22 protein-coding genes are annotated in these 21648 nt (G+C 57.5%); 11 read left to right on the forward strand and 11 right to left on the reverse strand.

Features of this window, described 5'->3' with window-relative positions:
* The first annotated feature begins 52 nt into the window (after positions 1–52).
* Positions 53–667, forward strand: a complete 615-nt coding sequence (locus tag RJ40_RS02035; protein ID WP_265581691.1) for a flavodoxin family protein — start codon at positions 53–55, stop codon at positions 665–667.
* On the opposite strand, the gene RJ40_RS02040 is transcribed toward RJ40_RS02035, so the two are convergent.
* The 4 genes from RJ40_RS02040 to RJ40_RS02055 all read right to left on the reverse strand — a co-directional run bounded on the left by RJ40_RS02040 (position 664) and on the right by RJ40_RS02055 (position 3955).
* Complete coding sequence (locus RJ40_RS02040) at positions 664–2028, reverse strand: PFL family protein (protein WP_265581692.1); 1365 nt, start codon at positions 2026–2028, stop codon at positions 664–666. The genes RJ40_RS02035 and RJ40_RS02040 overlap by 4 nt on opposite strands.
* 11 nt (positions 2029–2039) lie before the next feature.
* Positions 2040–2312 carry an ACT domain-containing protein gene (locus tag RJ40_RS02045; protein ID WP_265581693.1) on the reverse strand — a complete coding sequence of 91 codons (273 nt, stop codon included), beginning with the start codon at positions 2310–2312 and terminating at the stop codon, positions 2040–2042.
* A 116-nt stretch (positions 2313–2428) separates the two neighbouring features.
* On the reverse strand, positions 2429–2929 hold the full coding sequence (locus RJ40_RS02050) for a PIN domain-containing protein (protein WP_265581694.1): 501 nt from the start codon (positions 2927–2929) through the stop codon (positions 2429–2431).
* A complete protein-coding gene (locus RJ40_RS02055) occupies positions 2930–3955 on the reverse strand; it encodes a helix-turn-helix domain-containing protein (RefSeq protein WP_265581695.1) in 1026 nt (341 codons plus the stop codon). It abuts the gene before it with no gap.
* Between the two features lie 430 nt (positions 3956–4385).
* On the opposite strand from RJ40_RS02055, the gene RJ40_RS02060 reads away from it, so the two are divergent.
* From RJ40_RS02060 to RJ40_RS02075, 4 genes are all read left to right on the forward strand, one after another.
* Entirely contained in the window at positions 4386–5897 is a 1512-nt protein-coding gene (locus RJ40_RS02060; RefSeq protein ID WP_265581696.1) for a PIN domain-containing protein, read from the forward strand.
* Positions 5898–5934: 37 nt separating this feature from the next.
* Positions 5935–6123, forward strand: coding sequence for a hypothetical protein (locus tag RJ40_RS02065; RefSeq protein ID WP_265581697.1), 189 nt, complete (start codon positions 5935–5937; stop codon positions 6121–6123).
* Entirely contained in the window at positions 6110–7375 is a 1266-nt protein-coding gene (locus RJ40_RS02070) for a GNAT family N-acetyltransferase (protein ID WP_265581698.1), read from the forward strand. Before RJ40_RS02065 ends, RJ40_RS02070 begins: the two co-directional genes overlap by 14 nt.
* 740 nt (positions 7376–8115) lie before the next feature.
* Positions 8116–8493: a hypothetical protein gene (locus RJ40_RS02075; protein WP_265581699.1), complete on the forward strand. Its 378-nt coding sequence runs from the start codon at positions 8116–8118 to the stop codon at positions 8491–8493.
* Positions 8494–8586: 93 nt separating this feature from the next.
* On the opposite strand, the gene RJ40_RS02080 is transcribed toward RJ40_RS02075, so the two are convergent.
* Positions 8587–9696 carry a chloride channel protein gene (locus RJ40_RS02080; RefSeq protein WP_265581700.1) on the reverse strand — a complete coding sequence of 370 codons (1110 nt, stop codon included), beginning with the start codon at positions 9694–9696 and terminating at the stop codon, positions 8587–8589.
* A gap of 139 nt (positions 9697–9835) precedes the next feature.
* Between RJ40_RS02080 and RJ40_RS02085 the strand changes: the two genes are divergently transcribed.
* A complete protein-coding gene (locus RJ40_RS02085; RefSeq protein WP_265581701.1) occupies positions 9836–10729 on the forward strand; it encodes a hypothetical protein in 894 nt (297 codons plus the stop codon).
* Here RJ40_RS02085 and codB read toward each other — a convergent pair.
* A complete protein-coding gene (gene codB / locus RJ40_RS02090) occupies positions 10674–11954 on the reverse strand; it encodes a cytosine permease (RefSeq protein WP_265581702.1) in 1281 nt (426 codons plus the stop codon). The two genes, RJ40_RS02085 and codB, sit on opposite strands and share 56 nt — an antisense overlap.
* Before the next feature lie 168 nt (positions 11955–12122).
* Here codB and RJ40_RS02095 point away from each other — a divergent pair, with 168 nt between their 5' ends.
* From RJ40_RS02095 to cls, 4 genes are all read left to right on the forward strand, one after another.
* Entirely contained in the window at positions 12123–12605 is a 483-nt protein-coding gene (locus tag RJ40_RS02095; protein ID WP_265581703.1) for a PadR family transcriptional regulator, read from the forward strand.
* On the forward strand, positions 12602–13588 hold the full coding sequence (locus RJ40_RS02100; protein ID WP_265581704.1) for an ATP-binding cassette domain-containing protein: 987 nt from the start codon (positions 12602–12604) through the stop codon (positions 13586–13588). Before RJ40_RS02095 ends, RJ40_RS02100 begins: the two co-directional genes overlap by 4 nt.
* Before the next feature lies 1 nt (position 13589).
* On the forward strand, positions 13590–14339 hold the full coding sequence (locus RJ40_RS02105) for an ABC transporter permease (RefSeq protein WP_265581705.1): 750 nt from the start codon (positions 13590–13592) through the stop codon (positions 14337–14339).
* A gap of 83 nt (positions 14340–14422) precedes the next feature.
* Positions 14423–15853, forward strand: a complete 1431-nt coding sequence (cls, locus tag RJ40_RS02110) for a cardiolipin synthase (protein ID WP_265581706.1) — start codon at positions 14423–14425, stop codon at positions 15851–15853.
* Positions 15854–16093: 240 nt separating this feature from the next.
* On the opposite strand, the gene RJ40_RS02115 is transcribed toward cls, so the two are convergent.
* From RJ40_RS02115 to RJ40_RS02135, 5 genes are all read right to left on the reverse strand, one after another.
* On the reverse strand, positions 16094–16939 hold the full coding sequence (locus tag RJ40_RS02115) for a PHP domain-containing protein (protein ID WP_265581707.1): 846 nt from the start codon (positions 16937–16939) through the stop codon (positions 16094–16096).
* Between the two features lie 75 nt (positions 16940–17014).
* The gene (locus RJ40_RS02120; protein WP_265581708.1) at positions 17015–18193 is read right to left on the reverse strand and encodes an anaerobic sulfatase maturase; all 1179 of its coding nucleotides are present in this window, start codon (positions 18191–18193) and stop codon (positions 17015–17017) included.
* Positions 18194–18225: 32 nt separating this feature from the next.
* Positions 18226–18684, reverse strand: coding sequence for an LURP-one-related/scramblase family protein (locus RJ40_RS02125; RefSeq protein ID WP_265581709.1), 459 nt, complete (start codon positions 18682–18684; stop codon positions 18226–18228).
* A 70-nt stretch (positions 18685–18754) separates the two neighbouring features.
* Positions 18755–19276: a DUF1269 domain-containing protein gene (locus RJ40_RS02130; protein ID WP_265581710.1), complete on the reverse strand. Its 522-nt coding sequence runs from the start codon at positions 19274–19276 to the stop codon at positions 18755–18757.
* A gap of 68 nt (positions 19277–19344) precedes the next feature.
* The gene (locus RJ40_RS02135) at positions 19345–20199 is read right to left on the reverse strand and encodes a bile acid:sodium symporter family protein (RefSeq protein WP_265581711.1); all 855 of its coding nucleotides are present in this window, start codon (positions 20197–20199) and stop codon (positions 19345–19347) included.
* A 170-nt stretch (positions 20200–20369) separates the two neighbouring features.
* Between RJ40_RS02135 and RJ40_RS02140 the strand changes: the two genes are divergently transcribed.
* Complete coding sequence (locus RJ40_RS02140) at positions 20370–21554, forward strand: hypothetical protein (protein WP_265581712.1); 1185 nt, start codon at positions 20370–20372, stop codon at positions 21552–21554.
* Positions 21555–21648 lie beyond the last annotated feature (94 nt).

A 21648-nucleotide genomic window follows, 5' to 3' on the forward strand; every position in this document is an offset into this window, starting at 1 on the left:
TTTCTTTTTGGTACCAAGGCGCCAACAGAACTCTGTAACGAGGGAGAAAAAAATGTCACACCCCGAACCCCGGAAAAATGTCACGCTTCTCATGGGCAGCCCGCGAAGGAACGGCAGCACCCACCTGCTCGTACAGGAAGCAGCGCGTGCGCTCCACGATCAGGGCGTCGCAACGCAGGAGGTCTTCCTGGACGACCTCACAATCCACGACTGCCGCGGCTGCCATGGATGCAAACAGGAGCATAACGGCCGCTGTGTCGTACAGGACGACATGCAGCGGGTGTACCGCATGATGGAATCATCCGGCGGCCTGGTTGTTGCAGCACCGGTCTATTTCGGGTACGTCCCGGCCATGACAAAGGCGTGGCTCGACCGCCTCGTGCCATATATCGGGATGGATATGTCCCCGACATTCCCCGGTTCCTGCCCGGTCTCATTCATCTTCGTGCAGAACATGCCCGACCCGTCGCTCTTCGAGCCGGCACTCCGTTCATTCACGGACGCGGTGGCAATGTCCGGCCTCGATGTGCGGGAGTGCCTGGTCGCAACCGACTGCGAGATGGGAGCAAAGCCGCCGGTCACGGAACGGCCCGACCTGATGGAGCGGGCATACGCCCTGGGGAGAGACCTGATTGCAATGCGCCCGGAGGCAAAAAATGAGTTTTAATTTTTGAAACTGTGGATGGGCGCCGGGATCCTCCCGCCGCGGTTCACGAACGCCTCGCACCCGAACGGGTTGACCTGCTGCACCGGCGCATACCCGAGCAGTCCACCGAACTCCACCGTGTCGCCGACCTCTTTCCCGATGACCGGGATGAGCCGGACGGCGGTCGTCTTCTGATTGATCATGCCGATCGCCGCCTCGTCGGCGATCATGCCGGAGATGGTGGTGGCCGGCGTATCGCCGGGGATCGCGATCATGTCCAGGCCGACCGAGCAGACGCAGGTCATGGCCTCGAGTTTCTCGATCGAAAGGGCCCCGCGGTTGACGGCGTCGATCATGCCCTGGTCCTCGCTGACCGGGATGAAGGCGCCGCTCAGCCCGCCGACAAACGAACTGGCCATCACCCCTCCTTTCTTCACCTGGTCGTTGAGGAGCGCGAGCGCCGCCGTCGTGCCCGGCGCACCGACCGACTCCAGACCCATCTCCTCTAAGATTCCTGCGACGCTGTCGCCCACCGCCGGCGTCGGCGCGAGCGAGAGGTCGACGATCCCGAACGGCACCCCGAGCCTTTCCGAGGCCTCCTGGGCCACCAACTGCCCGACGCGGGTGACCTTGAAGGCCGTCTTCTTCACCGTCTCGCAGAGCACCTCGAAGTTCTCGCCCCGCACGCCTTCGAGCGCGTGCTTCACCACGCCCGGCCCGCTCACACCCACGTTGATCACGGCGTCCGCCTCGGTCACGCCATGGAAGGCCCCGGCCATGAAGGGATTGTCGTCTGGGGCGTTGCAGAAGACGACGAGTTTTGCACAGCCCAGAGAACTGTCCTCTTTCGTCGCCTCCGCCGTCTCCTTCACGATCTCGCCCATCAGTTTGACGGCGTCCATGTTGATGCCGGTCCTGGTGGACCCGACATTCACCGAACTGCAGACCCGCTCCGTGGATGCGAGGGCCTGGGGGATGGACCGGATGAGATTTTCGTCGGCCTTCGTCATGCCCTTGGAGACGAGCGCCGAGTAGCCTCCCAGGAAGTTCACCCCGGTCTCCTTCGCAGCCCGGTCAAGGGTCTTTGCGATCGTCACGAAGTCTTCGGGAGAGGTGCAGGCCCGTCCTCCCACCAGGGCGATGGGGGTGACGGAGATGCGTTTGTTGACGATCGGAATGCCATATTCAAGTTCGATCTCCCTGCCCGTCGAGACGAGGTCTCGTGCGACGCGGGTGATTTTCTCGTAGATGTTCCGGTTGAGGGTGTCCAGGTCGGCGTCGATGCAGTCGAGAAGACTGATGCCCATCGTGATGGTGCGGACATCGAGCTTCTCCTGCTCGATCATCGTGTTCGTCTCGTTGACCTCTAAGAAATTGATCATCGGCACGCCTCTCAGATCCGGTGCATTTTCGTAAAGATGTCCTCGCGCTGGCACCGGATCCTGACCCCGATCTCGTCGCCGAGGGTTTCGAGATCACGGACCATCTCGCCGAAGGGTCTTGTCGACCCGTCGGTGTCGACGATCATCATCATATTGAAGTAGCCCTGCACGATGGTCTGGGAGATGTCCTCGACGTTCACCTGGTTCTCCGCGAGGTAGGTGCAGACCTTCGCGATGATCCCGACGGTGTCTTTGCCCACGACCGTGATGATGGTTTTTTTCATGCCCTGTCACTCCTGGTAGTATATTGGTGCTCGCGGGAGATTAATTTCGTCGCGGGATGAGGTCTACGAAAAATTTTCGCCGGGTCAGATCCCGTCTGCGAACTTCCCCGGCATGTTCACGCTCTCCACATCCTGACTCTCAGTTCGCACTCCTCGCCCGGCAGCCAGCGCCCGTTCTGCCGCATCGTCTCGATCGCTCTGGCCGCCCTGCTCGGCGTCACGATCTCGCCGGCGACGAGGTGATCCATGAGCCAGAGGGTGCCGTGGAGCACAACTCCTTCTTCCCGTGCGGTCTTTCGCAGCGGACCGTCCCCGGAGAGAAGGACGGCCCCGGTATGGCGTGCGAGGACCATCACCGAGATGTCCTCCATGGAAAGAGCAGGATAGTTCTTCCTGAGTTCGAGCATTTCGATGACCTGTTCGCCGGGAAGTTCCCTGATCTCGAGCCCACGCAGGTCCGTGAGCGGAACGGTCCTGACCTCATGGACGACGATGTCGGTGGTCAGGAAGACGCAGTCAAGAGAGAAGAGATCGTGCAGGATTCCCCCGGCAACGAGATCGAAGAGGACGTTTGCATCGACGACGCAGGTCGGGGGGATGCCCTGCGTCCGCCGCACCTACTCAACCCCTGCGGTGATCCCGGGCAGGTCGCCCCCGAAGAGTTCTCTGGCCCGCGACCGCGTGATCTTCTTCTCGTTCATGGCCCGCAGGATGAGCAGATGCATGTACGTGGGCGTTTCATGTCTCACCGGTTTCGCAGGCTTTTCCCTGCCGGCCTTCGCCTGGTTCAGCCGGGCATACAGCCCCTTTGCGGTCACCCCGGTGATGACCCCGAGGTCCTGGGCACGACGGACCCAGGCTTTCATGCTCATCCCGTACTTGTGCTTGAGGAGATAGAGTTCCCGGAGATCGACGGCATGGCGTTTCTTCCCCAGTTCTTTCCACACCATCTCGCGGGGCACAAGAAATGCGCCGGCAAACCGGTGCGCCGCCGCTTCTTCATCGAGCGGGTGCTCCACCCGGAGGAGCAGGTGCCCCAGTTCGTGGGCGCAGTTGTAGCGTTGGCGATCCCCGCTCATGGCGGTGTTGACCGCGATCACCGGCGTCCTCTCGTCGTGATACAATGTCAGGGCGTCGAAGGAGTCGGGTGCTTCGATGGTGCCGACCTTGATCCCGTGCTGTTCCAGGACGTCCATCACGTTCTCGATGGGGTCGAGGCCCAGGTCCCAGGCCTCGCGTACCCGCGAGGCGACCGCTTCCACCTCCTCCATGCCGGATGCCCGGCACTCTTCACGCGGCGGGAGGTCCAGATCGGCCCTGATGCCCGAGATCATCTCGATCTCCAGGTAGCGTTCCAGCCAGTCGGTCACCTTCGCGTGGATGATATGCTCCTCTTTTTTGGTGAGTGTTCGGTGGCACCGGTACTGCGGTGCGGAGAGGTGCACCGTGACCTGCCGGAAGAAGAAGTCGATGTTGACGTCCAGGGCCTCACCGAGGCGGATGAGCGTGCCCGAAGCCGGGACCACCTCTTCTCGTTCGTACTTCGAAATCGCCGTCGCACTTACTCCGACTGCCGCACCGAGTTCCCGCTGGTTCATCCCGGCACTTCTTCGGGCCGCCTTTATCCGCTCGGCAATGCTCATATGGCTCACTCCTCTTCGACCTGGTTGCCGTGAAGTTTACAAAAGTTCTGGAGTTCGAGATTTTGTAAACTATGCTCCAGTCTCCATCACGATATTTGAAGGTTGTGATCTTTTTTCTGGGGGGGTTCTCCGGGTGGAATGGGGGGTTGTGAGGTCTATTTTTTGGGCGGGATGGGAGCGGGAGGGGTGCCGTGTCTTCGTTCGAGGGGAGAAGGATTTGGTGGTGCGCCTCATGTTCTGGATTTTCGGCATCAAAAAATAGGGGAGGATGGAATGGAGAAGTACCCTTATATTAGATCTCTATGATACTTGCAAAGATGGATATTAATACTTTATTTATCAAAATAGCCAATTCAAACAATAATGGAAAGGACTATATATTGAACATCTCTTATTTTATTATTAAGGGCTGTTTCGGTTAGTGATCTCAATGAAGTTGTTATTAGACACGAATATTCTTCTACATCGTGAAAGTAAAAATCCTGTTAACCAAGATATTGGGAGACTTTTTTCTTGGATCGATAAATTAGGATATGAAAAATGTATACATCAAGTCAATATCGATGAGATAGAAAAAATTAAAGATGAAAATGTTCGTAAGGCATTTTTGATTAAAATTGATAGTTATCATCGTTTACCTACCGTGGCCCCACTTCATCCAGTTGTAAGAGAAGTATCAGAAAAATATGATACAAGTAGTAATGACTTGAACGATACTGCTCTCTTAAATGAGGTATATTCTCAGCGTGTCGATTTACTACTGACCGAAGACCGAAAAATTCATAAAAAGGCTTTAAAGTTAGGGATTGACGAAAAAGTATTCACAATAGACTCTTTTTTGGAGAAAGTCACTTCAGAAAATCCTGACCTTGTTGACTATAATATTTTATCAGTACGAAAAGAATACTTTGGAAATATTAATATAAAAGATGATTTTTTTGAAAGTTTAAAAGAAGATTATCAAGATTTTGAGAAATGGTTCGCGAAAAAATCTGATGAAAAAGCATATATCTGTCTTTTGGAAAAAAAAATAATTGCATTTCTTTATTTAAAATTAGAAAAAGAGAATGAACTCTATTCAGATATAAGACCTAATTTTTCAAAAAAAAGGCGACTCAAAATAGGTACATTTAAGGTTGATTTAAATGGTTACAAACTTGGAGAAAGATTCTTAAAAATAATCTTCGATAACGCGATACAGTATTCTGTAGATGAAATATATGTTACAATTTTTCCAAAAAGCATTGGTCAATTACGTCTAATAAATTTGCTTAAAGATTTTGGTTTTGCATACCATGGCAAAAAAGAGTCAATTTCTGGGGAAGAAGATGTATATGTTAGGGAATTCTCACGAAATGCTTTGAAATCATCACCTAAGACAACCTACCCGTACATTGATAGTAAAGTCAATAAATATCTTGTTTCCATATATCCTGAATATCATACAAGCCTTCTACCAGACTCTATACTTTGTACTGAATCATCTGAGGATTATATTGAGAACGAACCTCACAGAAATGCAATTTCAAAGATTTTTATATCGAGATCGTTTAATCGAGATTTAAACGTTGGGGACATTATAATATTTTATCGAACTGGGGGATATCATAAGAGTGTAATTACCACCCTTGGGATTGTAGAAAACATCCACACAAATATTCAAGATGAAGATCACTTTATTAGCCTGTGCCGAAAAAGAAGTGTTTTTTCCACAGACGAACTTATCGCCAAGTGGAATGAAAAACCAAATTCCAGACCTTTTGTTGTAAATTTCTTGTATACCTATTCATTCCCAAAAAGACTAAATTTAAAGCGGCTCATTGAATTGGGAGTAATTAAAGATAGATCTTCGGCCCCACGAGGATTTGAAGAGATATCTGATCAGAGTTTTGAAAAAATAATTTCAGAGACAGGCACCAATCGGCACATTATTATCACGTGAATCAAGATTTTCAAAAAAATTTTTTGGGAGAGATAATATGAATTTCAAAGATGAAAACCAAAATTATGATCCAAATCTTGGTTTCACGAAAAGATTTGCCGATCCAGCAAATCCCCATAATATTGATTCATACTTCAAATCTCCTCAAAATTATGGTTATATTATCTCTTCAACAGAATTGCGACCACAGAAGGAAGGGATGGTAGTTAAAAATGTCACAATATAGACTTGATCGGATCCTTCATGAAGAGGAAATTAGCCAATTAGAAAATTTACTAGTACCTATACTCACGAATGAGTATCCAAATTTTTCAAAATGGCTTGAAAAAGTCCAAATAGAGATAACAAACGGGAGTCGATTCGCGAATGGAATTTGGAAAGAAAAATTGATCGCTACCTCAATAATAAAATTGACTGCAAGTGGAATAGCAGAGTTAAAAAGTTTTTTTATTGATCCTAATTTTCAACATTCAGGTTATGGTAACGACCTTTACGATGATACCGAAACACAATGTCGGAAAGCGGGGGTAAAGAGAATCATATCGTATATATACACCGATGATACCCCCATGATAGAATTTTTGATATCAAAGGGGTTCTTGATATCAGGAAAAGAAGATCTTTATGGAAACTCAAGGGAATCCTATATTCTTTCAAAAGCATTAGATCCAGAATACTTTGGAGATCCATTTGATTGGGAGGGGCTTGGAGAATGGTATCTTCAAACTAGGTTAAATGCGATAAATATAAAGGATCATCCTCTTGTTAATGATAGGCGATTTGATAGACATATGATGATCAGTCTAGGAGATTATTCGATTCATGCATTGGTCGAAGTAAAAGACCAAAAAGTCGATCTTGACCCTGTATCAATTTTGCATAAACACTGTAATGAATCAGAATATCATTTACCAATCTTCATTGCTCGTGAGTTTACTGAAAGAGCTGAAAATTATGCTAAAAAGAATGCAGTAATTATCTTCAATTCTCGTGATATTGCTCAGTACCTCGGGAGGAAAACCCCAGTTATTTGTGAGGGCACCCCAAAAGGAATGATTGTTTCAATCAAGCCAGATTACCTTGAAAGACTTTTGAGACAAGATCCTCCCTATTATTATATAAAGGGGGGACCATCAGGTAAATCCCTTAAAGCCGGGCAAACGTTAGTATTTTACTCAACAGCCCCCGAAAAGTGTGTAAAAGCACTTGGTAAAATAAGATCAGTTACAGTAGGCACTCCAGATGAAATATGGAACATGTATAACCAGAATTTAGTCCTTAGTAAAGAAGAGTACTTCCGTTTTGCCTCTATTAAGCAAAAAATATTGGTTATTGAATTGAATGATGTTAGTGAGATAACTTCTATCAAAGAAGACGAATTAGACACAATTATTTCAAAAAAAGATAGAAGTGGATCGTATATTGATGAAAAAACCTTAAATGGAATTATAAAATTAGGTTCTGGGTTTGATGAATGAGATAATTTGTGGATTTAAATTGTAGAAATACAGCAGTTTAAATAAAATCATCTTTTGAGGTTCTGTTTATGATTCTAATTTTGCAAACGTAGTTATTCAGCACAGGAAGAAAAAGATATTTGCGCGAAATCACCACTGAACAAAGATCGCTAATATAATGGGTTTCATAAGTCGAACATCCATGATTGGTGTTTTATTTTCTGACTTATCTAACAAAGAGCATATCTCAGAAGTATCTTGGGCTCAATCAATCATCAGGATCGAGAAACTTTCCGACCATTCCTCTGCCTCCCCCACTTCAATCGCCATCACAGGGATCCAGGGGCGGTGGCCCCGGCGCGAGTGACGGAGGAAGGCAGGCCGATCAGACGTGCCGCCCACAGAGAGAATAAAGAATGTTTCCTTGCTGACACCCCAGCCCTCCCCACGACGAAGATAGGGGTGGGGCGGCAACAATCTCTTGAACGACACCATGCTTCAGAAACGTCTCCCACTCCCCTATCAAGGCCTGGAGAGTTTTGGGATGACCTTAAACTATATTAAGTAACGTTCACTTTCACAATGCAGTCGAAATTACTAATAAATTGGGGCTCTTAATATAGACAAGAAATTATTCCATCAAATACACAAGACTAAAAATTAGTCAAGTGGGACACAAATAATTTTCACACAAGATCCGCAGTTTATTACCTAAACTGATAATACAGACGACACATGGATTAAACAGCCGAGTGGAATCAATGCGAGTCATACTATCCATTAGACCAAAGCATGTCCGGAAAATAATTAGTGGGAAGAAGAGATATGAATTCCGTAAAGTAATATTTAAAGACAGATCTGTTCATGAAATTTACGTCTATTCATCATCTCCTGTGAAGAAAATTGTTGGTAAATTTAATGTTGGACAGATTCTTGAAGATCACCCTGAGGCTTTATGGGAAAAAGTGAAAGATGATTCTGGACTCACAAAAAGTGACTTTTACAGTTATTTCTCTGGAAAAAATAAGGGATATGCTATAGAGATAGTAAACTTTGTTCTATTTGAAGAACCGATTGATCCAAAAAAGATCGATCCTAAATTCATCCCTCCTCAATCGTTCATATATCTAAAAGATTGAATCTTAATTTTTGCATTTATTTAGACAAATTGACTATTGTCTGATCAAATGTTGTTCTTGCTCGTTCGATCTTCGCGAACAATAACACCCTCCTCACCCCCTCTCAATCAACACCACCCCCCGCGTCGCCGCGTACCCCACCAACGTCGCGATCACCACCGCCGGCACGATATCCCACTGCAAAAAAACCATCGCGAGGAGGACGAGGACCACCGACGGCATCTTCAGCACCGCGACGGTCATCCCGGCCATGGCCGCAGGGACGGCGAGGGCGACGGGGACGCCGGGGGCGAGGAGACTCGCGGCCATGCCCAGGGTGCCGCCCGCAAAGAAGAGGGGGAAGACCGGGCCGCCCTTGAAGACCGTGGCCATGCACCAGGTGCTGGCGAGGATCTTGGCCGCGACGATCCCGATGAGCACGACCGCACCCATCGCCGCCCCTTCGGCAAGCACGGTCTGGAACTGCGTCTGGCCTGAGAAGAGGACGAGCGGGGCGAGGGTGCCGAGGATGCCGAGGCCCAGACCGCCGAGCAGGCCGCGGAGGAGGGGGCGGTCGGCGAGGGGTGCGACGAGGCGGGCGAAGAGGTGGTACGAATAGATGAAGCCCACGCCTGCCGCGGCGCCGACGAGGCCGAGGACCGTTGCATAGAGGAGGTCGACGGCGACGAATTTGTAGGGCGGGACCGGGTACAGGGCGCCGGGCGGGCCGGTGAGGAGGAGATAGATTGCAAAACCCACCAGGCACCCGAGGAAGCCGACCGTCGAGAGGTCGCGGACGCGGTCTTTCAGGGCCGCCACCCGGTCGCCGAGGCGGGTGCCCATCCCGCCGCCCATATCGACGGCGGCCACCTCGGGCCCGAGACTGGCGCCGCCGACGAGGGAGAGATAGATGGTGAGCAGGCCGGCCGGGAGATACTGCGGTTCGAACCGGCCGGTCTCCTTGAAAGTTGCGAGGGTCTCCTGGAGCAGTCCCACGTGGTCACCGAAGAGGTGGAGGCAGAGCCCGACCGCGAGGCCGCCGGCGGTGGTGAGGAGGAGGGTGAAGTACGGGACCGGCGGCGATTCCGGCCAGATCAGTGCCACCCCCCCATACTGCACCGCGAGGAAGAGCACCATCGCTCCCGCGGCGGCCACCGCAAGCAGGACGGCCGCGAGTGCGAAACGCAGGGTGTGCCCGAAGGCGGCGGGATCGTCTGGCGGCATCGGTCAGGCCAGGGGTGAGATGGGCGGGGTGGTATTTATAGGGACGCGGGACACCGGCGGCCTCTTCCAAAAGACAAGACATATCCCCTCTCCTGAGAGTGTACTGATACGATTTGCCCGGTACACAACGAACGAAACCATGACCAGACTTGAAGAGTTCCTCGGACCCCTGGACCAGGGCGTATGGGAAGTCGCTGTCCCCAGAGAGGCGGTGACCGAACCGCTGGACAGCGGGTGGAAGCGGTCCAGGATCAATGTCCCCTCCCCGGGCACGCTGGCCAGTTACCGGAAAGGCAACTACCACCTCCACGAGACCGCCGCCGAGTGGCGGGTCCATTACGACCGCTACGACCCCAAACAGCACCCGCTCCTCCACCTCGTCGACGACGCCCCGCTCATCCTGATGATCGGCGAAACTTTTCTCGCCCTGGTCACCAACGCCCGCACCGCGAGGAGCGACGAGACCACCCTCGTCCTCGAAGGTCAGCGGCGGACCTGGCAGTTCATGATCCTTGCCGGGTGTGCGGTGATCCTCGCCGCCCTCGCCATCCTCGCCCGCCCGGTCCACATCTTCGCCGCGGTCGTCTCGATCCTCATCCCCCTGCTCATCGCGGGCCTCGGCCTCCTCGTCGTGATGAACGGCGTCTCCCTCCACCCGCCGGCCGTCGCCTCGAAGGGCAGCGTCTTCCTCGGGCTCTGCGTCATGGCGCTGGGCGGCAGTTCGGCCTCCCTCCCGGTGGCGCTCTGGACCATGATCATCTTCGTCGTCCTGGCCGTCTGGATGTTTGCGAGCGCCCTCGTCTCGTTCAGGCGCGTCACCAGGGGCCGGCGGGCCGTACCCGAAGGCCTCTTCAAACGCCTCGCCCTCGGGATCCTCTCGCTCGTCCTCGGCTCGCTCATCTTCCTCGCACCGCAGGCCTTCCTGAAATTGATGCTCGACCTCCTGGCGCTGATCCTCGTCGCGCTCGGGATCGTCTTCATCGAGAACGGTGCGGAACTGAGGCGGCGGATGGCCGCAGGTATCGGGCAGTGACGCTGTAGAGCAGGAACGCGGCGATGGCCCCGTTGAGCGGGGGGATGCCCGGAGAAGAGACGGCGACGGCCGACGCCGCGATATAGGCGACGACCCCGGTCCAGCGAACGGCGCACCGGTCCGCCTCCTCGAGAGAGGGATACCGGCCTTTCTGAACAAGAATAAAGTCTGCAAGGATGATCCCGCCGATCGGCGGGATCAGGGTGCCGAGCATCTGCATATAGGGGACGAGCCAGTCGTACATCCCGAGGAGCGCGAGGACGGTGCCCGCCCCCGCTCCCCCGAGCGTGATCAGTCGGCGCCGGTTCGTCCGCAGCAGGTCGCACCCGGCCACCGAGAAGTTGTAGATGGTGTTGTCCTGCGTCGTCCAGATGTTCATGAAGAGCATCACGACGCCCCCGATGAGCAGACCCTGGAGGCCGAGCATCTGCACGATGTCGCTCTCCCCGTAGACCAGCGCGCCGTAGGCGCCGACCAGGATCATCAGGCCGTTTCCCAGCAGAAAGGCGATCAACGCCGCACCCACCGCAGCGCGCGGGGTGTCGGAGAACCGCGTCCAGTTCGTCGCCTGCGTTCCTCCCGCGATGAAGGTTCCGACCACGATGGTCACCGCCTCGCCGACGCCCATGCTGGCCGCGGGCGCGATGGAGAAGACGCCGGCCACGCCCCCGCCGTCCCTGGTGGCGATCGTCATGCTCACGAGGATGAGGATGCACATCAGGGGAACCGAGACCATCGAAAGCCGTTCGAGCCCGCGGTACCCGATGAAGGCGGTCAGGCAGAAGGTGGCGCCGAAGAGTACCATGAGCGGCGCCTTCCACCCTTCGCCGAGGCCCAGGAGGTCGACACTGAGGATGGCGACCGTTGCCGTCCCCCAGGCGTACCAGCCGACCTGGGTGAGGCCGAGGACCAGGTCGGGCCAGCGGCTTCCGATCCTGCCAAAACAGTACCGGCCCATCAGCGCCGTGTTCAGTCCGCTCTTCTGAGAGACATAGGCAAGCGCCGCCACGTAACCTGCGAGCAGGAGGTTGCCGAGGAGGATGACGGCGATCAGGTCGGGCCAGAAGGGGAAGGCGACGCCGATGGTACCGCCCGCCCACATCGTCGCCGAGAAAAACGTGAAGCCGAGGAGGATGATGACGGTCGGGAGAAAGCCCCGGCGGGCATGCGGGGGGACGGGAGACTGGGGGTAGTCCTCGATGGTGTCTTCGTCGCCTTCTTTCATGTGGCACCCCCGGGTTGACTCTGAAAAACGTGGGAGTGGAGAGGTTTTCAGGGTTCTGATCGGGGTCATGGGGCCCTGGAGCCCGCGACGAAAAGTTTATATCCTCTCCGGAATGTACATGGTCGTGTATCGAACGGTTCGAAACCGAAACATTACGCGACCACCACCATGACAGGCATCTGGAAGTTTCCATCAAAGAACGGACGGGAGCGGGGGCTCATGGCTCTCTACATCCTCCACTCTCTCGCCCAAAGCCCGAAGTCGGGTTACGACCTCCTCAAGGAGATCGAGGAAAAGACCGAAGGGACATGGGTGCCGAGCAAGGGAACCCTCTATCCTCTGCTCAAACAACTCGAAGAAGAAGCACTCATACGTCTCTTTGAGACCGGAAAACGTTCGAAGCAGGTCTACGAACTGACAGAGACCGGCGAGGAGACGCTGCGGGCCCATCGACAGCACCGGAGAGAGTCGAGAGAGAAGATGCTGCAGATGAAAAATCTGCTCGTCGAAATCTTCGGAGACGAAAAACGCGAGTTGAACGCCCTCTTCGTCGAGATCAGGAGTCTCATCGACGCACTCCCATCTGAAAAAGACGAAGAGGCAGGAAAAATCCTCGGGCAATGCCTCGAAGACCTGCGGAGGATCAAATGACCGCGCTCGCCATCGACGTCCGGGAACTCACCAGAACCTTCGGCGACTTCGTCGCGGTCGACGCGATCTCGTTTGCGATCCGCAAAGGAGAAATCTTCGGCCTGCTCGGTCCCAACGGTGCCGGCAAGACCACCACCATCTCGATGCTGGCGACCATGCTCAGGCCGACGTCGGGCCGGGCGACCGTCGACGGCCACGACATCCTGACCGACGAGGACGGCGTGCGCCGGTCCATCGGGATCGTCTTCCAGGACCAGACCCTGGACGAAGAACTCACCGCCTATGAGAACATGGACTTTCACGGCCGCCTCTATAGGATCCCAAAAGACCTTCGGGAACGGCGGATCGCCGAACTCATGGACCTGGTCGGCCTGGGCGAGAAGATGGACCAGCAGGTCAAGACCTTCTCCGGCGGGATGAAACGGCGCCTCGAGATCGCCCGCGGCCTCCTGCACCGGCCGGCGGTCCTCTTCCTCGACGAACCAACCCTCGGCCTGGACCCCCAGACGAGAAACCATCTCTGGGCGTACATCGAGCAGATGAACACCGAAGAGGGGATCACGATCATCCTCACCACCCATTACATGGAAGAAGCCGACCGCCTCTGCGACCGGGTGGCGATCATCGATCACGGCAGGATCATCGCCATGGACACCCCGGAGAATCTCAAAGCCGCGATCGGGGGCGACATCATCACCATCGACTCGCCGGACGCGGAAGAGGCCTATGCCGGGATCGATGCGGCGTGGCCGGGCCAGGTCGAACGCCAGGGGAGCACGGTGACCGTACGCCTGCATCACGCCGAAGAGGAGATCACCGGGATCGTGAATCTCCTCAGTGCGCAGAGCGTCGGGATCAGGTCGATCTCCGTGCACACCCCGACCCTCGAAGACGTCTTTCTGCACATGACCGGGCGGGCGATGCGGGACGAACACGCGTCAGGCACAGACCAGATGCGGATGCGCCACCGGGCGAGGCGGTAACATGGACATCATCTACACCATCTGGCTGCGAAACATCAAACTCTACCTGCGTTCGCGGAGCAGGATCGTCGGCAGCCTCGGGATGCCCCTCTTCTTCCTGGTGATCATGGGCTTCGGGCTGAACGAGGTGGTGCGGATCCCTGGAGCCGAGGATGGCTATGTCGCATTCCTCATCCCCGGCGTCGTCTCGATGAGCGTCCTCTTCACCTCCATCTTCTCGGGCATCCAGGTCATCTGGGACAAGCAGTTCGGGTTCCTCAAGGAGACCCTGGTCGCCCCCGTCTCCAGGATCGAGATCATGCTGGGCCAGACGCTGGGAGGCGCCACGACGGCGTTCATCCAGGGCGTGATCATCCTGGTGCTCTCGCTCTTCATCGGGCTGCAACTCACGAGTCTGTCCGGGTTCGTGATCGCATTTCTCTTCATGCTCCTCATCGGCGTGACCTTCACGGCCTTCGGGATCGCCATCGCATCCCGCATGGAGGATATGCACGGTTTCCAGCTCGTCATGAACTTTGTCGTCTTCCCGATCTTCGGGCTCTCGGGTGCGCTGTTCCCCATCAGCAGCCTCCCCTCGTGGATCCAACCGCTCACGCTCCTGGACCCCCTCACCTATGGGGTGGAAGGGATACGGTACGGACTCTCGGGATCGGCCCAGATCAGTCCGGTCATCTGCGGCATCGTGCTGAGCGGGTGTGCCGTCGTGATGGCGGTCGTCGGGGCTTATCTCTTCAGAAAGATCACGGTGTGAGAGGGGCAGGGCGCCGGCGCTCCCGGTGGGAGGTCGGCCCCCTCTCGAAACCCATATCTCGCCTCCCATCGATGGGGATGATAATGGACTGGTCAATCATCCTCAGCGTCATCTTCTTCTTCAATGTCCTCTTCGCCATCGCCGTCGTCTTCTTCGAACGCAAAAATCCCACCGCAGCCCTGGCATGGCTGATGGTCCTCTTCCTCCTGCCCCCGATCGGGTTTGCCCTGTACCTGATCTTCGGGCAGAACTTCACCAGGCAGAAGATGTTCGCCCTCAAGAAGGAGGCCGACCAGTACCTCAAAGATCTCTTCGAGGAGCAGCACCAGGACCTGGTCGATCGCGGCTTCAGGTTCGCAAATCCGGCGGCAGAACAGTACCGCGACACCATCCTCGCCCTCCTCACGAACAACCAGGCGCTCGTGACCGAGAAGAACAAGGTCGAGGTCTATACCGACGGAAAAGAAAAGTTCGACGCTCTCTTCGAGGCCATCGGGGCGGCACGCCACCACGTCCACCTGGAATATTTCATCGTCAACAACGACGAACTCGGGCGCTCGGTCGTCCACGCCCTTGCGGAGAAGGCGAAGGAGGGCGTCGAGGTCCGCCTCCTCTTCGACGCCCTGGGGACGAGGGCCGGCGGCGGGTCGAAGGAGGCCTTCCGTGAACTGACCGACGCCGGCGGCGAGATCGGGGTCTTCTTCCCCTCGCTGTACCGGGTGAACTACCGCAACCATCGCAAGATCGCCGTCATCGACGGGACGGTCGGGTTCATCGGCGGGTTCAACATCGGCGACGAGTACCTGGGCAAAGGTCCGCTCGGCTACTGGCGGGACACCGCGGTCAGGATCACCGGGCGGGCCGTGAACATGCTGCAACTGCGGTTCTTCCTCGACTGGAACCATGCCACCGGCGAATACCGCGGTTCGGACCCGGTCTACTTCCCCGACCCCGACGTCGCCGGCACCGTCCCGGTCCAGATCGTCTCGGGCGGCCCCGACACCAGGTGGAGCCCGATCAAGGAGGGCTACATCAAGCTGATCAACTCGGCCAGGTCGTCGGTGTACATCCAGAGCCCGTACTTCATCCCTGACGAGAGCGTCACCGACGCCCTCCGCCTCGCGGCGCTCTCGGGCGTCGACGTGCGGGTGATGATCCCCTGCAAGCCCGACCATCCGTTCGTCTACTGGGCCAGCCTCTCCTTTGTCGCCGACCTCCTCGACGCCGGGGTGCGGGCCTACACCTACGACAACGGGTTCATCCACGCCAAGACCATCGTCGTCGACGGGACGGCGGGTTCGGTGGGGAGCGCCAACTGGGATGTGCGGAGTTTCAAGTTGAACTTCGAGGCGAACGCCTTCTTCTACGACGCAAACGTCGGGGGCGAGATGAAGAAGCGGTTTGTCCGCGACCTGGAGGTCTGCACCGAGATCACGCCCGAGCGGTATGCCGCCCGGTCCAGGTGGGTGAGGATGAAGGAGTCGGTCTCCCGTCTCTTCTCGCCGCTGGGGTAGGGGTTTGGGGTGAAAAAGATCTGGACGAATCTTTGTGCGGAGGGGGGCAGCGCCCCCGGCACGAAGATGGGGGAAAGCACGCCGTTCACATTCGCATCGAGAAGAATCAGTGAGACCGAACGGGCCGCCCTCAATTGTAGAATTTTCCCCGTCATCTCGTGCCGGGGGGCTTTGCCCCCCGGAACCCCCCACGACGAAGATAGCCGAGGGGCGGCAACACCCTCCTCCCGGAGATCCCCTCTACCTCCCCATCCCCTCAAAAAACGTCTCCCTGATCCGCGTCCTGAGAATCGGCAGGGCGTACGGGAGGTGGTGGGGCAGGACCGCCGCCCCCATCATCGCCTTCTCGGCGAGATTGCGTTCCCGCCCGACCACGACGCTCTCGCGGCGCACGATGGCATCCAGAAACTCTTCCACGCTCTCTGCCCTGGCACAGGTGACGACGCCGCCGAGTTCGCGGAGAAGGTGGGCGTCGGTCCCGCCGGTCCGGCCGAGATCGTGGCTCCGGGCGAGGTCGGCGGCGACGAGGTTGTGGGTGCGGCCCATCCCGCCGCAGATCACTTCGAGGGCGTCGAGACGATCGAAGGTCTCGGCCTCGATGCATCCTCGTTCGATTCCCTGCTGCATCCCTCGGTTCAGGAAGGCGTAGCCGCACGGGTGCGCCTCGACGGCGACGCAGTGGTAGCCCTCGCGGGCGTCCAGGATCTCCGCCGCGGTCATCTTTATCGCGAGGCACGGGCCGTCCCTCTTCTTCTTCTCGATGTGGCGACGATAAAAGTCGGTGAGGTCTGAGAGTGCCGGGAAGTAGAGGAGGAGATGCGGGCCGTCGTCGGCGCTCACCTCGATCCCCGGAATGACCGGGACTTCGGTGCCGGCCCGGCACGCCTCGACGGCCCCGCCGACCTGGTTGTGGTCGGTGATCGCACACCCGATCCCCTGCCTCGCGGCCGACCGCAGGACGTCGCGCACTCTGGTGGACGAGTCTGAGTGGTTGGTGTGGACGTGAAGGTCGGCGGCGATGAAGCCGGGGCGTGCGGTCTCCTCGGGGGTCGGGGTCTTGAAGAGGATCGCGGCAGGTGTGGTCATCGGTGTGGTGATCGATCTCTTCTGTCTGTTTTCGGTGCGAGAAAAAAGGTCTCATCGTACCGGTCGGAGGGGCGCTCAGGATCCGCTTTTGTGGGGAGCCGTCTCCCCCATGACCGCCGCCGCCGGCTTCCCCGCCCGGATCAGCGCCGCCATCCGGCGCATGGGCCGATCGATATGAGCGAAGTACGCCTGATACCCCTCGCAGAGATAGTTCAGGCCGGGCTCGCCCCCCGGCGTCCCGACGACCCGGTTCTTCGGGCACTCGCCATGACAGGCAGGCCGCCACCGGCACGTCAGGCAACGGGCAGGGAGGTTCTCCAGTTTCATGCGGCCGAACCGGGCCTGCCGCGCCGATGCCGCCAGGTCGGCGAGCGGTTGTTCCATGATCGAGCCGAGGCGATGGTCGGGGTCGACGAAGTGGTCGCAGGCATAGAGGTCGCCGGTGTGTTCGAGGGCGAAGGCCGTCCCGCAGGTGGGGGCGAAGATGCAGGCCGCCGGCGGGTACCCTGCCCAGGCGGCAAGGGCGGCGTCGAAGTGGCGGACAAAGACCGAACCCACGTCACGCCGCACCCACTCGTCAAAGACGCCCCGGAGAAACCGTCCCCACTGGACCGGGCGCACCGAAAACTCGGCCGCGCCTCCATGCCCGTCGGGTTCGACGACCGGGATGAACTGGATGAACCGCGCCCCGGCCTCGTCCCTGAAGAAGCGGTAGACCTCGCGGGGGTGGTCGGCGTTTGCGGCATGGACACAGGCGAGGAGGTTGTGCTCGACCCCATGACGCTGCAGGAGACGCAGGCCCGCCATCACCCGCTCGAAGGAGCCCCGGCCCTGCCGGTCCACTCGAAAGACGTCGTGATATGCCCGCGGCCCGTCGAGACTGATCCCAACGAGGACGTCATGCGCCCTGAAGAACCGGCACCACGCGTCGTCAAGGAGCGTGCCATTGGTCTGGAACGTATGCTCGACCCTCGTCCCGGGCCGGCGGTACTCCTCCACGAGTTCCATCGCACGCTCGAAGAAGGCCAACCCCATCAGGGCGGGTTCGCCCCCCTGCCAGGCGATGGTGACCGAGGGCCCTTGCTGGCTCCGGAGATACTGACCGATGAACGCCTCCAGCACCTCCTCCGACATCCTGAACCGGCCCTCAGGGTAGAGACGCGCTTTTGCAAGATAGAAACAGTACCGGCAGGAGAGGTTGCAACGCGCCCCGGTCGGTTTGACGAGGAGATGGAAGGGAGGCGACGGACGCATCGGCTCCTTCCCCCTTCTCTTCTGCGTCTCGTTCACTGCATCAGGTCCAGCGCCGCCGTGACGGCGAGAAAGAGAGCGGCGTCCTCTCCGGGTGCCACCTCAACGCCGTACGTGTCCCTGACGCGAAACCACTTCCTGGAGACCTCCGCAACCTGCTCGCGTCCTCTTTTGATCTGGTACTCGTGGTCCAGGATATTGCCCTGCACCGTCAGGTCGGGCCCGCCGGCGATCTCGACCGTCCAGCGATGGCGGAGCGGGGAGACCAGCGCTTTTTTCACCGTGGCCGCGACCTCGTCGCCCCGATAGATCTCCATCGTCTCCCGCACCCTGAGCACCTTCTCCCTGATTGTGTAGCGTTCCTCTCCCGCCACGGTGCGAAAGACCAGCGTATCCCTGAGCCTGAGGGCCTTGCCGTCCACATAAAAGGCCCTTGCACCCGCATCGTCCTCGATGAAATAGTCGTCCCCGATGGAGACGAGTTTCTCGCGCATCTTATACCGATGACTTCCCCGTGAGCGGCGCACCAGGGCGCCTCTCCCTTCCCTTCCTCTCATGTTTTGCTCACGCCGCAGGTGCTGCCACCTTCTTCTTCTCTTCGGGCGCCTCCCCGAAGGCCTCGCGGAGTTTTGCCTCGCTCTCCTCGGTCAGCGAGGTCTTGATCACCGTACCCCTGAACTCCTCCATCTCCTTGAGGAACTTGTCGGGGGTGACCTCCTTGATCAGCATGAAGACCGCCGAACCCCCCGGCTTTACGGTCTCCGAGACCTCCCTGATGAAGGCGTCGTCGATCCCGTAGTCGGTGAGGTGCCCGGCCAGCGCCCCGGTGACGGCCCCGATCGCCAGTCCAAGGAGCGGCATCAGGAAGATGATCCCGATGAGAAGTCCCCAGAAACTCCCGCTCAGCGCCCCCACCCCGGCAAGACTCATCGACTGTTTGATGTCGGCCTTCCCGTCCTGGTGGCGGACGACGACGACCAGGTCTTCGAGCCCGATGAGGTGCTCCTTGCTCATTCGGGTAAGTTTGTCCCTCACCCGGAACCCCGTCTGTTCGTCGTCGAACGCCACGACCACTAAATCACTCATGATTTACCCCTCCGGTCAACCCGGACAGGAAGCGGATCGCGCCGGCACGATATATAGGCATATGCCTCTCAGGCCCGCCTGCCCATCTCGCCGCCGACGACCATCAGGATCACGAGTCCGATCAGCCCGACTACCAGCACCATGACGATGACGTCGGGGTCGGTGAAGTTGACGGCCGCCACCGCCGTCGCCGCCGCGAGGTTTCGCTGCGCCGTCCCGACGGCAAGCACCCGCCGAATCCCACCGATCTTCCCGCCGAGGACATACCCAACGGCGCAGGAGATGAGGAGAAAGATCGCCGCGGCGAGGACGGCGGTGCTGCCGATGACTCCGAGGAGGTCGCTGAGATAGGCCACAAAGAAAGCGATCATCAGCACGACCAGGGCCAGGCCTGACGCCCGGGACATGACAGGCGCCACACCCGTTGCGATCGCCTGGTACCTGGCCCTGACGCCGAGGGCGAGAGCGAGGGGGAGGAGCATCAGGAAAACAAGTGACCGTGCGATCTCCCATGGGCTGACAGCGATTCCAGGCAATGCCAGCGGGAGGACGAGGGGGAGGTAGGCAATGGTCACCACCATCAGGAGTACCATCAGACCCACCGAGAATGCGCGGTCCCCCTTCGCCACCTCGGCGAGTTTGGGCAGGAAGGGCGCACCTGCGGCACACCCGATGAGGAGCAGACCGATGGCGAGGCCTTCGGTGAGTGGAAAGATCACCAGGAGCACCACCGCAAGGAGAGGGACCAGCACAAAGTTTGCCGCCAGGGATCTCGCCACCAGCCGCCGGTCTCTGAGCGGTTCGAGGATTTCAGGCACAGTCAGGGTGAACCCCATCGCCAGCATGCTGCAGACCACAAAGACGAGTACGGCGAGATACCCGATACTCTCAAGGAACTGGATGAAACTCACGGTTTCGACCATTCTCCCGTCACCTCGTTTTCTGGTGTTCGGTCCGCAGTGGAGGGACGGTGCATGGCCGTGCATTTATAGATATGGATGAACCGTGCGGAACATGGTGGCCCCCAAGGCTCTACAGATGCCAGGAATATTCGATCGATCCGAATAAATATCATGAAATTGTTTTCTAATCAATGCGATCGCCGGAGCGGTACTTTTCAACAGCGATTTTATCAAAGAGAAACCTATTCGCCTGCATTATCGCCTTAATCGTCCTGATATCCCCCGGAGCGGCGGACCCCTGGGAGGTCACCAGGCTCTCTCCACAAGAGGATGTCTGGGATGAGGTGGCGATCTCCGGCGACCGTCTCGTCGCACGCGCCTCGCTTCCGACCGAAGGGATCGTCCTCTGTTCCCTCTCGACCGGCGAGTGTCAGTACCTTGACCGGGAAACCGAAGGTTTCGAGAATATCACACCCAGGGAACGGTATTCCCCTGGCCCCCCCGATATCTCGGGCAACTATGCCGTCTGGCTCAGAACTCCCGGCGACGAACCGGAGAACTTCACGACCGGACGCGGCCGGGTGGTCCTCGCCGATCTCGTGAACGGCACGCAGCAGGTGATCGACGAGGGGCACCGGTATGACGGGCGGGTCAGGATCGCAGGCGACCGCGTCTGCTGGATGGAGCGCGAGCACGCGGGGGCGGCCGTCACCTCGACGCTCAGGGTGTATGGGATCCGTGAGGGCCGGGCCTGGAGCGTAAAGACCTTCAACGGTTCCGCGGTTCTCGGCAACATCGAGGGGGACCGGGCCATCTATATGAACCCTGAGCAGAAGAATGCGGTCGTGGCTCTCAATATCACAGACGGGAGCGAAGTCGTCCTCTCGGGCCCGGGTCGAAACCCGGACGATTTTTCGATCTCAGGAGTGTGCGTGCTCTGGGCGAAGAAAGACATCAACGGACGATTCAGCAAGAAACCCGGGGCGCTCCAGAAAATCTCGACAGACTCTCTCCTCTCCCTCATCTCTCTCCCGGACGGCGGCATCATTGACCTGGCGGCCGCCTCGCTCTCCGGCGAGGGCAGAGGGCCGGGAGATTTTGTGATGAACGGTGCCGATCTCGGGAGCGCCGCCATCGAGGGCGACCGTGCTGCATGGGTATTGAGAGAGTATGCGGGCCAGAACAGATCATCTGCGATCGTGGTGCGCCGGATCTCCGACGGTGCGGAGAGCAGGATCATAAGGAACGGCACGGTCAGGGCGTTGACGATCGCCGACGGGAGGCTGGTCTGGCAGGAGAGCGCGGGTCAGGTGTACCTCGCCGTCCCGACTGCTTCCCCTGACGATCCCTTTTGCAAGATGGCGATGAGGGGGTGACGCCCCCCCCTCAGATCCCGAGAAAATCGAAGAGTGTTGCGGCTGCGACGGCGGCGCAGAACACGACAAAAAGCCAGCAGATCAGACGTCGCAT

It is taken from the genome of Methanofollis aquaemaris, assembly GCF_017357525.1.
GTDB lineage: Archaea > Halobacteriota > Methanomicrobia > Methanomicrobiales > Methanofollaceae > Methanofollis > Methanofollis aquaemaris.